At 51.7% G+C, this 14,057-nt stretch carries 14 protein-coding genes; 5 read left to right on the forward strand and 9 right to left on the reverse strand.

The features are described 5' to 3' along the window. Nucleotides 1–73 precede the first annotated feature (73 nt). Together V8F51_RS00560 and V8F51_RS00565 are read right to left on the reverse strand one after the other, a co-directional pair. A complete protein-coding gene (locus V8F51_RS00560) occupies nt 74–913 on the reverse strand; it encodes an SDR family oxidoreductase (protein WP_337098428.1) in 840 nt (279 codons plus the stop codon). A gap of 38 nt (nt 914–951) precedes the next feature. Next, nucleotides 952–1,929 carry a LysR family transcriptional regulator gene (locus V8F51_RS00565; protein ID WP_337098088.1) on the reverse strand — a complete coding sequence of 326 codons (978 nt, stop codon included), beginning with the start codon at nt 1,927–1,929 and terminating at the stop codon, nt 952–954. Between the two features lie 104 nt (nt 1,930–2,033). Between V8F51_RS00565 and V8F51_RS00570 the strand changes: the two genes are divergently transcribed. From V8F51_RS00570 to V8F51_RS00585, 4 genes are read left to right on the forward strand one after another with little or no spacing between them, the layout of a single operon-like run. Further along, on the forward strand, nt 2,034–3,149 hold the full coding sequence (locus V8F51_RS00570) for an extracellular solute-binding protein (RefSeq protein ID WP_337098089.1): 1,116 nt from the start codon (nt 2,034–2,036) through the stop codon (nt 3,147–3,149). Continuing rightward, nucleotides 3,122–4,834, forward strand: a complete 1,713-nt coding sequence (locus V8F51_RS00575) for an ABC transporter permease (protein ID WP_337098090.1) — start codon at nt 3,122–3,124, stop codon at nt 4,832–4,834. The genes V8F51_RS00570 and V8F51_RS00575 overlap by 28 nt, the downstream gene beginning before the upstream one ends. Further along, nucleotides 4,831–6,000: an ABC transporter ATP-binding protein gene (locus tag V8F51_RS00580; protein ID WP_337098091.1), complete on the forward strand. Its 1,170-nt coding sequence runs from the start codon at nt 4,831–4,833 to the stop codon at nt 5,998–6,000. Before V8F51_RS00575 ends, V8F51_RS00580 begins: the two co-directional genes overlap by 4 nt. 10 nt (nt 6,001–6,010) lie before the next feature. Beyond that, complete coding sequence (locus V8F51_RS00585; protein ID WP_337098092.1) at nt 6,011–6,622, forward strand: metallophosphoesterase; 612 nt, start codon at nt 6,011–6,013, stop codon at nt 6,620–6,622. 51 nt (nt 6,623–6,673) lie between these two features. Here V8F51_RS00585 and V8F51_RS00590 read toward each other — a convergent pair whose 3' ends face one another. The 7 genes from V8F51_RS00590 to V8F51_RS00620 form a co-directional block, all read right to left on the reverse strand. After that, entirely contained in the window at nt 6,674–8,629 is a 1,956-nt protein-coding gene (locus V8F51_RS00590; protein WP_337098093.1) for an ABC transporter permease, read from the reverse strand. Continuing rightward, complete coding sequence (locus V8F51_RS00595; RefSeq protein WP_337098094.1) at nt 8,604–9,380, reverse strand: ABC transporter ATP-binding protein; 777 nt, start codon at nt 9,378–9,380, stop codon at nt 8,604–8,606. Before V8F51_RS00595 ends, V8F51_RS00590 begins: the two co-directional genes overlap by 26 nt. A 137-nt stretch (nt 9,381–9,517) precedes the next feature. Next, nucleotides 9,518–10,612 carry a sensor histidine kinase gene (locus V8F51_RS00600; protein WP_337098095.1) on the reverse strand — a complete coding sequence of 365 codons (1,095 nt, stop codon included), beginning with the start codon at nt 10,610–10,612 and terminating at the stop codon, nt 9,518–9,520. After that, entirely contained in the window at nt 10,609–11,355 is a 747-nt protein-coding gene (locus tag V8F51_RS00605) for a response regulator transcription factor (protein ID WP_337098096.1), read from the reverse strand. Before V8F51_RS00605 ends, V8F51_RS00600 begins: the two co-directional genes overlap by 4 nt. A 66-nt stretch (nt 11,356–11,421) precedes the next feature. Then, a complete protein-coding gene (locus V8F51_RS00610; protein ID WP_337098097.1) occupies nt 11,422–11,706 on the reverse strand; it encodes a hypothetical protein in 285 nt (94 codons plus the stop codon). A 139-nt stretch (nt 11,707–11,845) separates the two neighbouring features. Further along, nucleotides 11,846–12,232, reverse strand: coding sequence for a hypothetical protein (locus V8F51_RS00615; protein WP_337098098.1), 387 nt, complete (start codon nt 12,230–12,232; stop codon nt 11,846–11,848). A gap of 139 nt (nt 12,233–12,371) precedes the next feature. After that, the gene (locus tag V8F51_RS00620) at nt 12,372–12,734 is read right to left on the reverse strand and encodes a HesB/IscA family protein (RefSeq protein ID WP_337098099.1); all 363 of its coding nucleotides are present in this window, start codon (nt 12,732–12,734) and stop codon (nt 12,372–12,374) included. Nucleotides 12,735–12,951: 217 nt separating this feature from the next. Here V8F51_RS00620 and mqnE point away from each other — a divergent pair, with 217 nt between their 5' ends. After that, on the forward strand, nt 12,952–14,055 hold the full coding sequence (mqnE, locus tag V8F51_RS00625; RefSeq protein ID WP_337098100.1) for an aminofutalosine synthase MqnE: 1,104 nt from the start codon (nt 12,952–12,954) through the stop codon (nt 14,053–14,055). The last annotated feature ends 2 nt before the right edge of the window (nt 14,056–14,057 follow it).

Consider the following 14,057-nt stretch of genomic DNA (forward strand, 5'->3'; position numbering starts at 1 on the left):
AAGTCTCCTTGACATCTTTTACAAGTTAAAATATAGCTTTGGCGTATTCGGCACGCCTTCAAGACCGGCTAGGTCAAAGCGCTACCTGCTGTTCGCTCCATGTCCAGAACTTCGCGGCAAGCTCCGGGTCAGCGCCCCGCTTCGATACTTGCACAGGCTTGCGATCGATGTAGTACAGGCCCGTCGACGCTCCGCCTGCCTCGCCTGAGGCCAAGTATATCGCGGTATCCGCCCCCTTAAGCGGAGTACGGAAGAACGGACGCACCATTCTGAGCACCGTCTTGCCGAAGCCCGTCGTCCGGTCAACGCCGATATTCGTGCCTACCGCTCCGGGGTGGACGCTATTAACCGTCACATTCGTGCCGGCAAGACGCTTCGCCAGCTCCCTCGTGAACAAGATGTTGGCCAGCTTCGACTGCGCGTAACCTCGCGCCACATTGTAGCCCTTCGACAAGAAGGGATCGTTGAAGTTGATGCGTCCAACCTTGTGAGCCCCTGAAGAAACGTTGACGATTCGGCCTTGCGGGGCGGCCTTCAGCAAATCCAGCAACTCATGAGTGAGCAGAAAATGTCCTAAATGATTGACGCCAAGCATCGACTCGAAGCCGTCCTTCGTCGTCGCGCGTTTCAAAGAAACGACGCCGGCGTTATTCACGAGCACATCCAATCGTCCATAACGCTCCTTGAACGCTTGCGCGAAGCTGCGGATGCTGGCCAAGTGGCCGAGATCGCATAACATCAGCTCGATCTCCGCGCCGCCGCAAGCAGCGCGCGCCTGCTCCAGCGCCTGCTTGCCCCGCTCCTCGCTGCGGCAGGCCATAATGACTTTAGCCCCCAGCTTAGCAAGCTCAACTGTCGTTGCGAAACCCATGCCGGAATTTGCTCCGGTTACGATGACGAGTTTTCCGTCCATTTTGCCCAATTCTATTCGCCTCCGTTAACTCTTATTTCCTACAGCTTATCATTGTCGTTCATCCGTTGTCTCATATATTCGATGAAAGCTCGCACTTGGGGCGACAATTGCTCCTCGTCACGATAGGCTAGACATATTTGCCTGCGATTGATGTAGCTTGGCAGCTCACGCATGACGAGCTCGCCAGCCTTGATCTCCCTCGCTACGCTGCGGCGCGGCAGGATACCGATACCCATATTGCACTTCAGCGCTTCCTTGATCGTTTCGATGGCGCCCAGCTCCATAACGGCCGACCACTGCAGTTTGGCTTGAACTGCCCACTCATCCGACAGCGTACGCGATGTTGTTCCTGTCTCATGCAAAAGAAAGGTTTCCTCACGAAGATCATCGATTGTTATGTCCCTGTTATCCACAAGCCGATGCTGCGGAGACATGAGCAGTTGAAGCTCATCGGTCAATAACGGGAGTACGATTAATCCTGCTTCCTGCGTATGTCCAAGCGAGACAATCGCCGCATCAATCTCATAATTATGCAGCATCGCAAGCACCGATTCAGCCTGCTTCACGTTCAGCATTAAGCTCGCCTTCGGATACAAGCTGCGGAACTCGGTTAGATAGGACGGCAGCACATAGGTCGCCGGCGTATAGCTGGCCCCGATCCGAAGCTTTCCTTCTCCTTGCTCCCGCCGCTCAGCCATCGTCTGCTTAGCTTCGTCCATAAGATAGACGATCCGTTTGGCGTATGGGAGAAGCTCGGCGGCAGCATCGTTCGGATGAAGACTGCGCGAGTGTTTGCGGAACAGCTCTACTCCCAGCTCTTCCTCTAGCTTGCGAAGATGAAAGCTGACCGTCGGCTGTTTGAGTCCGAGCTTGCCCGCGGCTTCCGCCAATGTCCTACCCCCGCACACTTCCAAAAACACTTTCAACTGCTGCACATTCATTATTCCGCCCCCATCAGCCTTCTTCTCTTCGTTCATTTTAATATAGACAAAATCTATATGAACATCAATATTCATAGAGCATATTTAATAAAATCTGAAACTCTACTTTACGCCCGTCTAACAAACGATTGCTACATTTAACGTGTACGAAAATAGATTAACGGAGGGAAACACAGAAAATGAATAAAAAGCGGAGTCGTAATTTGGGGATCTTGTTATTAGCAGCTGTCATGATCGTAATCGCCGCATGCGGCAACAACGGCACGAACAATGCCGGCAACAATAGCAACGCTGCTGGGGGAGAGGCTGCAACGAACGCGCCGGCTACTGAAGCGCCTGAAGCAAGTCCCGAAACCGTCCAAGACGCGGGAACGCTAACCGTCTACTTAAATGATTTTGATGAAATGATCGTTCCTCTGTTCGAAGAAGCGACAGGTTATAAAGTCGAGGTTGTTGTCGGCAACGGCGCGGAGATCATGTCCCGTGTCGAAGCGGAGAAGGGCAATCCACATTGGGACGTGCTCTGGCTAGATTCCATGCCTTCCATCTACAGCCTAGGAGCGAGCGGACAGCTGCTTGAGGGCTGGACGCCGAATAATGCGGCTAATCTGACGGACTTCGCGAAAGCTTTCGTTCCGGAGAAGCAGTGGTACTTCCCTACCGGCGCGCATGCGGCAGGCGTTATCGTCTATAACAAGGACAAAGTCAAAGCCGAAGATGCTCCGAGTACGTGGGAAGCATTCGCCGATGCCAAGTACAAAGGCATGCTCGGCATGGCCGATCCCGCAGTCGCTGCGCCTGCTTATCCGTTCGTATCGTGGTTTTTCAATGAAAAGACGTTGGATGGCGGCAAAGAATACTTTACTTCTCTCATGAAAAACGATCTGCATGTTTATCCGAAAAATCCGAACGTCGTTAGCGCGCTGACATCAGGAGAGATTACAGTAGCTGCTTTGCAGGAAAGCAATGCCTACAAAATGAAAAACGGCGGCGAGCCGATCGAAATCATTTGGCCTGAAGAGGGAGCCCCTGCATCCGTTCGCGTAGCCGCAATCCAAAAGGATACGAAAAATCCTAATGCAGCTAAAGCGTTCGTCGAGTTTGTGCTTGATGCCAAGACGCAGCAGGCGCTCATCGATCAAGGCGAGGAAAGCTACTTCGAGCCGTCTGTTAACGGCGTACAGCCGAAAGCGGATCGCGCTGCCGCAGCGAAGCTGGTAGCTACAGAAGCAGCATGGGCATCCGAGAATGAAGCGGCGATCAAGCAATGGTTCGCCGACCAGTCCGTGCAATAGCGATGGGACACATCATCAAGGATCGTCTCGGATGGTCCGTCAGCATCATCTTGTTCATTCTCGTTCTCTATCCCTTGGCAGCAGTCATGATTCAGGTGCTGCTGCCCGGGGTTTTCTTCGGCAGCTGGCAGCTAGGCGACGTTAAGCTTCTATTGGAAATTTTCCACCGCCCGCTTTGGCAGAAGTCGCTTGAGAACTCCGTTCTGCTCGGTGTCGGCACAACGGCGCTTGCCGCAACGCTCGGCGGCGTGCTCGCCATGATCCGCTCGGCTTGGTCGTTCCCTACTGCCAAGCTGCTGGACGGGGCTGTTTGGCTGCTGCTCATTACGCCTTCCTTTATATTAGCGCAAGGTTGGGTACTGTTTGCTTCAGGCAACGGGATCGCCGCAGGTGTGCTCGGATGGGATTGGGTAACGGACGCCGTCTTCCAGCCCATAGGACTTATTGCCATTATGACGCTTAGCAAGTTCCCGTTCGCTTATCTCAGCGTACATGCCGCCATGGAGTGGAAGGTCGATCAGCTGTCACACGCAGCAAGGTTAAGCGGAGCAACGCCCTTCACCGTCTGGCGAACCGTTCAAGCACCGCTGCTCATGCCATCCTTTCTTGCCGGAGCGGCGCTTGTATTCATGGATACGATTGGCGACTTCGGGCTTCCGGCCTCTATTGCCGCCGTCTACAAGTTTCCGACCTTGCCTTACTCGATCTATTCCGCGATCTATACGTCGCCAATCCGGTTCGACATGGCCGGCGTATTGTCGTTCTACCTTGTCGTGCTGATCGGCATCGCCATGTTCGTCCAGTTCTATGCGATGCGGCGCGCCCGCTTCGACTTCCTGTCTGCCCGCGCCGTGCCTTCCGTGCCGAAGCCCGCCGGCAAATACGCGGCTCCGCTAGCGATCGCGAACATCTTATTCCTATGCGTCGTGATTGGCATACCGTTCGGCGCAAATGCCATGATGTCATTGCTGAAGCAGCAGTCTGGCGGACTAACAAGCGGCAATATTACGCTCGACCATTACCGGAAGCTGTTCGAAGGCTCGCAGGAGCTGCTCAGCGGACTCGGCCACTCTTTAATGATAGCGGCAGCGGCCGCTCTGCTAGGACTGCTCGTCGGTCTAGGAGTCGCTTATGTGCTCAGCTACTCGCAGTTCCGTTACAAGCGGACGATCGAAGTATTCTCTATCGTTACGCTGGCTGTTCCGGGCGTCGTGCTTGGCATCGGATATATTTTCGTATGGAATCAACGCTGGCTCTCGTCCATCGGCCTGCTGCTGTATGGCACGCCATGGATTCTTGTCCTTGCCGCGATTGCAGGCGCCATCCCCGTCATAACGCGGCTTATGGTCGGAGCAATGGCCAAAGTGCCGCATAGCTTATTAACAGCGGCTCAGCTTCAAGGCGGATCTTTCTTCAGCCGGATTCGTTTCATTCTTATCCCGCTTATTCGCGGCGCTTTGCTCTCTGCGGGATTGGCGGCATTCGGCTCAAGCGTATTCGATCTAGCCGTTAACTCGATCTTGTTCCCGCCGAACTTCATGACGCTTCCCGTCTCTATCAATAAGGCGTTCGAAGACTTGGACTTCGGGTATGCTTCGGCCGCTACCATTGTCGGCTCTATTATTGTCATTACGATTATTCTGGCGATTGAGCTGCTGCTTCGCCGCAAAGAGGTGCGACTATGAACATGAATCTATCAGCTATTGCCATGGAAGAGCTTCCTGCTTCCACCGAAAACAATCATAAACCGCAAGCGGCAATGCTGCTGGAAGTAAGCCAGCTAACGAAAAACTATGGCTCCTTCCAAGCGCTTAGAGGCATTTCATTCGATATGCGCCAAGGTGAAATTATTAGCGTGCTCGGCCCTTCAGGCTGCGGCAAGTCGACGCTGCTTCAGCTTGTCGCCGGACTGGCCAGTCCCGATGAAGGCCACATTAAGTTGGACGGCCGCGTTATTGCGTCTAACAAAAACATGCTCCCGCCCGAGAAACGCGGGGTGAATATGGTATTCCAGGATTATGCGCTTTGGCCGCATATGAACGTCACCGAAAACATCGTTTACGGTCTTCGGAGACAGCGTATGGATCGCGGCGACATCGAACAGCGGCTAACCGAATTGCTCGAGCTGCTGCATCTGGAGGGGCTGGAGCACCGGCTGCCCCCGCAGTTGTCCGGCGGTCAGCAGCAGCGAGTTGCGATCGCGAGAGCATTAGCCACAAGACCGAACCTGATGCTTCTCGACGAACCGCTCTCCAATCTCGATATGAGGCTGCGCGTCGAGATGCGTACCGAGATGGCCTACTTGTTCCGCAAGCTCGGCATCAGCGTCTTCCATGTCACGCATGACCCGGATGAAGCGTTCGCGATGGCTGACCGGCTGCTCATCTTGCGAGCGGGAGGAATCGACCAATTCGGAACGTCGCAGCAATGCTACAGCAAGCCCGCCAGCCGTTGGGCCGCTTCGCTGCTCGGCGCCATTAACGGCCTGCGCGGGACATTCGTCCATACGCCGCAGGGGGCTGCGATTCGGATGGGCGAGCAAGTGCTCCATGGCATAACGCCTAACGTGGACGAAACTTTTATCGAAGGAAGCGAAGTTATTCTGATGTTCCGGCCTGAAGAAGCCACGATCCTTCATGACGTAAGCGCCGAAACCGGCAACGCCTTGCAAGCGGTCGTGCTTCATTGCACTTTCGAGGGCATGCGCTGGCGGTCGGTTGTTCAGACCCAGGAGGGGCAGAAGCAGAAGCTGTACGTATTGCATGAGGAACCGTTGTCGCCCGGTGACCGCATTGCGGTTAGGCTAAGATCAAGCTCGGCTTTCATATACAACTTTGAGGAAGAAAGGTAGACGATCGATTTTGCCCAAAAGCAGACTGCTTGCCGTATCCGATATTCACGGACATCAAGACGCTCTTATTCATTTATTGCAACAAGCAGACTATGACTCTAGCAGTGATCGGCTCATTTTGCTGGGAGATTATATTAACGCAGACGATGAAGCCTCCTACGGAACGCTAGATCAAGTCCGTCAGCTTGTCTCTCAAGGAGCAATCGCGTTGCTAGGCAATCAAGAATTGCGGCTTGCCAAACCACGTAACGGGGAATTGCGATTCCCAAAGCAATGGTCTTGGCTAAGCTCGCTGCCCCTATATACCATTCAAGATCACTTTTTACTTGTGCACGCAGGAATCCGTCCCGGTATTCCGCTCGAACGGCAGAGCGTTCGCGATCTGACAGAAATTCGCGATGACTTCATCCGATCCAAGTCCGAACGGTTCGGCGAAGAGGGACGTTATACGATCGTGTTCGGTCATACGCCAACCCATCGCCTAGGCGCCGCGCCCGGGAAACTCTGGTATGGCGACAACCGAATAGGCATCGATACAGGCGCCAAGCATGGCCACCAGCTTACGCTCGTCAATCTGCATGAAGGCATCAGCTACGGCTGCTCTACGGCGCCAGCTTTATAAATATTGTTGATAGCAAATGAAAACGAGCCGTACGGCTATAGTAATGTTGTATTAAGCCGTTGCTCCGCGCATCATGCTCTTCATGTAGCTGCCGCAGGCAAATAGGAAGTAGATCGTTTGCATCGCAATGTAGATGCCGATAACGACGAAAGAATAGATCCAATTGGATGATCCCATCAAGTTGTCGAGCGACTTCATCGCGAATAGCGTATGGACAATGCCGATGACGCATGGGACAAAGAAAACGATGCCGATCTGCGTCACTACGATTTTGCGTATTTCCGCCCTTGTCATTCCGATTCGGGACAACGACTTGAACTGAGCCTGATCCTCCTGCATCTCCGTGAACAGCTTGAAGTAGATCATGCTGCCCGATGCGATAAAGAAGAGCAGCGCAATGAACATGCCGATGAATAAGGTAAGGGATATCTCTTCCGTAGATGACGCATACCGAATCGAACGTTCGAAATCCGTCTGCGGAAGCAGTTCCTCCGGCACAAGTTGCTGCAGCTTCTCGGCTGTTTCGCCCGCCCTCTTCCAATCGCTTAGCTCGAACGCATATGTGACAAGGAGCTTGTCTTCCGGTATGTCTGACAGCAATTGGGCGAACGATAAATCATCCATGACGACCGTAACATAATTGAAGTCAGTCGTATTCATGACCTTATTATCGATCGCTGCAGCCATTTCGAAGCTATGCTGAACGCCGTTCACCTTGCCGGTCACCGTTCCGCTGCCGAATGGATTGACGTTGTAGATTGGAACGGATAATTTAACTGTCCCTTCTTTTAACGTTTGAATCGGCTCCCCGACGCTTGCGGCTAACTTATTGTAATCGCTAAGGCTAATGATTTGAGCGCCGCCCCAGCTGGAATCATACGTTCGTTCAACCTCACCGGACTTCACGACCGGATCGATCAGCTTCACCCCAGTGAACTTCGCTTCGCGGGTTACCTTGAACCCATCCTCATCAAGGATATCCTCCATCTGCTTCGGAGCAATAACTTCGTGACTGTTCAAGCCTTCTTCGATATATACGATCGAGTACGGCGACCTCTCCACCATTTGTTCCGTCGTGCCGATTTGCAAAATATAAACTGCGCCCAAAGCCGTCATAATAACCGCGCTCAACAGCGACACCGTGAACAAGATGCGGGCATTATCTTTTATTTTATAGCCTAGCTGTGCAAAGACGATCATATTGGTTCGTTTGTAGTAAACGCCGTGGCGCTTCTGAATGAATCGTAGAAACAGGACGCTAAGCTGCGTGAACAGAAAATACGTGCCGACGACAACCGAGACAAGAACGATAAGCGGACTCGTCAGTCCCGCGGAGGTCTCCGGGTTCATCGAGAGTGCGACGCCATATGCCGTAACTAGACAAGCGATTGCCAGTGCGACCAGCCATTTGGAATAGGCAAGCTGTCCCTTCGGCTTACGCGCCGCGTTAAGCAAATCGATAATTTCATTTCGTCCGATCCGAAGCGCCGTCCACAATGATATGACCATAAACAAGAGGAAGAAGCCTCCTCCCGTCATCCATACGGCTTTCAGCGGCACGGCGAACGGAATCGTCTCGTCCATATCGAGAAGGACGCCGAGCGCCATAAAGAACAGCTTGCTGAACAGCATGCCTAGTCCGATGCCTACGGCAATTGCCAGTACCGCGATCGCTGCATTTTCGTAGATTACGAGGCGTCTAAGCTGCGTTTTCGTCATGCCGAACAAGGAGAATAAGCCGAATTCCTGTTTCCTCGTCTTTAGGAAAGCGGAATTGGAGTAAAGAACGAACAGGAACGAAAAGATAACGATCAAGTATTCACAGAACACCATGCCTCGGCGCACCTTAGCAGCCGCCATAATATTTCCGTTAACGACGTCAGGATGAGCTAGAAACGCTGCATAGATGTAGAAGATCAGAACGGAAAATACGCTGCTAAGGAAAAACGCGCTGTAGGATCGCCAGTTGCCTTTAATATTGCTAAGCGCGAGCGAACGGAACGTCATCGAAGTTACCTCCCAGCACGCTAAGCGCATCTAATATTTGTTGGAAGAACGCTTGGCGATTCGCTCCCCGTCTAATCTCGGAGAAGAACTTGCCGTCCTTGATGAACACGATGCGCTGGCAGTAGCTTGCCGAGAACGGATCATGCGTCACCATCAGAATAGTAGCTTTGTAACGCTCATTCATATCCTTCAGCGAATCCATGACATCCTTCGCCGCTTTGGAATCGAGGTTGCCCGTCAGCTCGTCGGCTAATACGAGTGAAGGTTGATGGATGATGGCTCGCGCAATCGCAGCACGCTGTTTCTGGCCGCCAGACACCTCGTAGGTCCGCTTCTCCAATATCGATGCAATCTGTAGAAACTCCGCAATCGGAGCCAGCTTCTGTTCGATAATTTTCGGAGCCATTCCTTCAAGTACGAGCGGTAAAATAATATTTTCCTTAATCGATAATGTATCGAGCAGGTTGAAGTCTTGGAAGACGAAGCCAAGCTCGCGGCGGCGGAACAGCGCCAGCTTCTTCTCGTTAAGTCTGCTCGGATTGACTCCATTAATCTCGATCTGCCCGGAAGTCGGACGATCGATCGTAGCCAGCAGATTCAGCAGCGTTGTCTTGCCGCTGCCCGAAGGGCCCATGACGCCGACGAATTCTCCGGCTTCAACCTGCAGCTCAATATCCTCCAGCGCTTTGTATGCCACATTTCCTTTGCTGCTGTATATTTTGCCTAGCCCTTGTGCTTTTAGTACGCTCATGCTTTGTTCCTCCCAGAAACATTTTTTTCATTTGTATAACCCAAGTATAGCTGCTGGGAGTGCCCTGACCCATCGATTTACCTTTCATCTAGTCGATCTAACCTTACAGAAATGTCATGTTTATCGGCCATAATCGATCACTTAAGTTCCACGGCGGCGATCTTATGTATACCTTGCGAAACGAAGCTGACCTTGAACGTTGTCCCTTTGCCTGCCTCAGACGATACCGACAGCGTATGCCCTAATCGAGAACACACCTGCTTCGTCAAGTATAAACCCATGCCTGTCGATTCACCTGTCGTCCTGCCGTTCTCCCCTGTAAAGAAAGGCTCGTAAATACGGGAAATGTCATGCGCCGGAATGCCGATACCTTCGTCTTGAATCGATAGCATCGTCCCGTTGACTCCCTGCGGTTCAATGCGAAGAAGCAGCGATTTCGAACCTGGCTTGTTCTTGCTGTATTTGATAGCATTGCTTATGAACTGATTCAAGACAAAGATCATCCATTTGGGATCTGTCTCTACCCAGGCTTCGCCTTCCAGACGCGGGAAGATGGAATGACGAATGCATAGCCGTTTATGGGCATTCAGCACGGAACGAGCAAGCTCATGAAGTTCGGTCCGCTCAATCCGCAGATCGAATTCGAATTTATCGATGCGCGCGGAATAAAGCATCATCTCCAGCCCGCTCGTAATACGCTCGGTTTCCTCCTGCACACTTGCAGCGAATTGCCGCTGATCCTCCGGTGTGTGCTGAGATTGTCTTAGCGCTTCTTGTGACAGCAGGTCAATGACCGATACCGGCGTCTTCATATGATGCACCCATTGCAGGGCAAAATGATTATGCAGCTCCTGCTGGCGGCGATACTTGCCAAGCTCGTCCAAGTAAGCCCGGTGCTGCTCCTCCAATAGTTTGGCGGCCAGCCTCTGCTCCTTGGTAACGGCCTCCTGAACAATAGCGCTCGTAAACAGACCATCCGATCTTTCAATCGCGATTAATAATTGCTTGTAATAAGGGCGCATTCGCAAATAATCGAATACGAGCCATAACGTAAGGAAAAATAAAGCCAGCACGACAAAATAAATAACGGTGTTCAGTTCGATCATCTTCAGCTTCGAGTAACGTTCCCGTTCCAGCAGCAGCATAAAAACGGATAGAAAAATAATGAATAAATTCACGAGAATATAGAAGAGCCTGTCCTTCAAAAAAACAACCAGCGTCACCCGGTTCATGACGTTACTCCTTCTGTTTCTTCCGGCAACGCAAGCTTATAGCCTTGACCGCGGATCGTTTCGATCGCTCTAGGCAGTGACAGCTCCTCCAGCTTCTTGCGAAGGCGGGTGACGTTGACCGTTAACGTATTATCATCGACGAATTGAACATCGTCCCATAATGTCTCAAGCAGTTGCTCGCGGGAAGCGATTAGACCGAAATGCCTCATTAAGCACTCGGCAAGCAGCTGCTCGTTCTTGGTTAACTCCACCCGATTCCCGTTCCATTCCAGCTCATTCCTGCTCAGGTGCAATCGCAGACCGCGCACTTCAAGCTCCGAACCGCCGCCTGATGAAGCCGTACCTGCTGTAGAACTGCTCATTCCCGCTGCCGCATATTCACCGTATGCGCGCCGCAGCACGCCCCTCACCTTCGCCATCAGCAAGTCAAGGTGAATCGGCTTCGTTATGTAATCGTCCCCTCCGTTCTCAATCGCCATCACCTGATCCATCTCGCCCGCGCGGGCGGAGATGAACACGATTGGCATGCTGGATCTAGCCCTTATTTGGCGGCACCAATAGAAGCCGTCGAAGTAAGGCAAGTTAATGTCCAGCAATACCAGATGGGGATCGAAAGCGACAAGCTCCGGCAGCAAATCGCGGAGTTGCGAAGCGCTGGCCGCTTCAAAGCCGTATTTCTCCATGTTGTTTTTCAATATCGCGGCTATCTTCGCATCGTCCTCGACGATGAATATTCGGTACATAAATAATCCTCCCGCATCATAAAAACTATTACACTTACGATAGCAGGATACATAAAGCCAAGCAAATTATTCCATCCAGCTCGTCTGCGGCTTGAAGACCGCCTCAATTCCTCTGACTGGCGCCGGAAACGGCAAGCGATATTCAAAGTTATAGGCGAGCACCGTTACAAGCGACAGCATAAGCACGAACACAACGACCGCCTTCTTCTTCCTTCTTACATAAAGTCTTGGCGCTTCGAACAGCAGCAGGACAACAACGGCGATACATACGAACAACAGCATTAGGGATTCCTCCTTGTCTAACGACTTCGACTTCTGCGGGATGAGTCGCCAACGCATCCATTCATCCATCTGCATCCATCTATTGGAATATCGTTAGATTGTCCACATTCCCTCGATCTATGCTATTACGCCAAAAAAGCCCTGCACTTACCGCACTTAGCGCGCAGTCTGCAAAGCTTCTCAAAGTAGAGTCTGTAGTTAGGCTATTCTATACGGCGTAAACAATGGCCCCAGCGCTTGATGTTTCTTCATCGGCTTCCTGTTGCGTGTTGCCGCTATGCTCCGCTTTATCGGTCTCCAGCATGTATACCGTCTCGCTGACGAACATAACGATAATCGCACCGATAACAAGCAGCATCTTAACCGACGTCGATCGGCTGCCGACCCTTTTCACCGAGTAATCAGGGTCGAAGCTCCACTTGCTGTTATCTTTGCCCGCAGTACGGGCCGTTATGCCGCAAGCGCAAGTGACTGGGGATTGGAATTGATAACCTTCGGCTACAGAAGTGTATTGACTCTTCTGAACCGTATGTTTCTTACCGCATGACGTACAGCCAACTTCGATAAAATGCCCATAATCCTTAATAAATTTCATTTGCGGTATCCCCCAAGATGTCTGAATGTCTACGATTATTACATTAACTTGTCCAACTTATGTTTCTTCAAAACAAAAATCCTCCGGCGCGTGCATCGATAACGATACACAGCCCCGGAAGATTATTACAGAGCGCCTATTAACATTCTCCTGCAGCTGCTGGCTTGCCTGCATCGGCTGCTGTCCGGAATGAGCTGCCGCAGCCGCAAGTTGCGCTCGCGTTAGGGTTCTCGATCGTGAACCCTCCGCCCATTGCAGACTCTTTGAAGTCAATAACGAGTCCGTGCAAATACTTGACGCTGTCGCCGTCAACAACAACTTTGAGCCCTTTAAGCTCTAGTTCCTTGTCGCCGTCATGGCGTTCATCATCGAAGCCCATGCCGTACGAGAAACCGCTGCAGCCGCCTTCTTTGACTCCGATGCGTAGGAACATATCCGGTGTTCCTTCCGCATCAAGCATTTCTTTTATTTTGTCAGATGCCGTGTCACTAACCGTGATCATGCTACATCCCTCCATTTATGTCTGTGCTTGCTTGGCACTTCACTTACTTATCCATAGTATACTCCTATTTATTACGTTGCTCAAGAGCAACCCGCACAGCTAACATCATTTTGGGATTGCCCGTACTACGTATGAGGTTTATAATAGTTACAGCTTCTTCACCGGAAAATCATGTACCTTTTTTCACAAACCACCTCAAAGATAAGGAGGCTATGCAATGAATATCGTAATCCCGTCAGAAAATACTCAAATGCAAAGTATCATCGAAAAAGTGCGTCATGGCCAAAGACTATCGCTGGAGGATGGCGTTTTCTTATATCAATCGGATGATTTGCTCACCATTGGCCAACTAGCGAACGAAGTTGCAATGCGCAAAAACGGCAAGAAAGTGTATTTTATTGAAAACATGAGCCTTTATTTCACGAATGTGTGCGAAGCGCACTGCGCCTTCTGCAACTTCCGCAAGGATGAGGGCCAAGAAGGGTCTTATACGTTGTCCGGTCAGCAAATGATCGAATACGTGGAGCAGCATTTCCATCCCGGTGTCCGCGAATTCCATATTGTTGGGGGACATAATCCGCATGTGCCGTTCCAATATTACGTAGACTCGCTTGCCGCGCTGAAGCAGCGTTTCCCTGAAGTAACGCTCAAAGCCTACACCGCTGCGGAGATCGACTTTTTCTCGCGTATAAGCGGACTTACCTACAAAGAAGTTCTGCAAGAGCTCATGAAGGTAGGACTTGAATCGCTCACGGGCGGCGGCGCGGAAATTTTGTCCGATCAATATCGCAAAAAAATGCGTGTAGACAAAGCCGACGTTTCTCAGTACCTGGACGTGCACCGGACCGCTCATCAGCTTGGCTTACGCACGCATACAACGATGCTTTACGGTTCGATCGAGACGAAGGAAGAAAGAATTCGCCATATGATGCACGTACGCGAGCTTCAAGATGAGACGAACGGCTTCCTCGTTTTCATTCCGCTGTCCATGCAGCCGATTAATCCGCGTGCCGGCATTCGCCGCCGCAACTCGGCTTTCGAGGATTTGAAGACGATCGCGATCAGCCGACTCATGCTGGACAATATTCAACATATCAAGGCGTATTTCATCAATATCGGCGTGCAGCTTACGCAGGTTGCGCTGACGATGGGCGCATCCGATGCGCATGGTACGATCGTGAAGGAAAAAATCAGTCATGCGGCAGGCGCTCTTACGCCCGAGGGCATTACGCGCGAGGATCTTATCTGGCTCATTAAAGGTGCCGGCCGGTTACCAGTTGAGCGAGACACGTTCTATAACGAAATCAAGGTGTACGAGTAAGG

It is taken from the genome of Paenibacillus sp. YIM B09110 (genome assembly GCF_037167145.1).
Taxonomy (GTDB): Bacteria; Bacillota; Bacilli; order Paenibacillales; family Paenibacillaceae; genus Pristimantibacillus.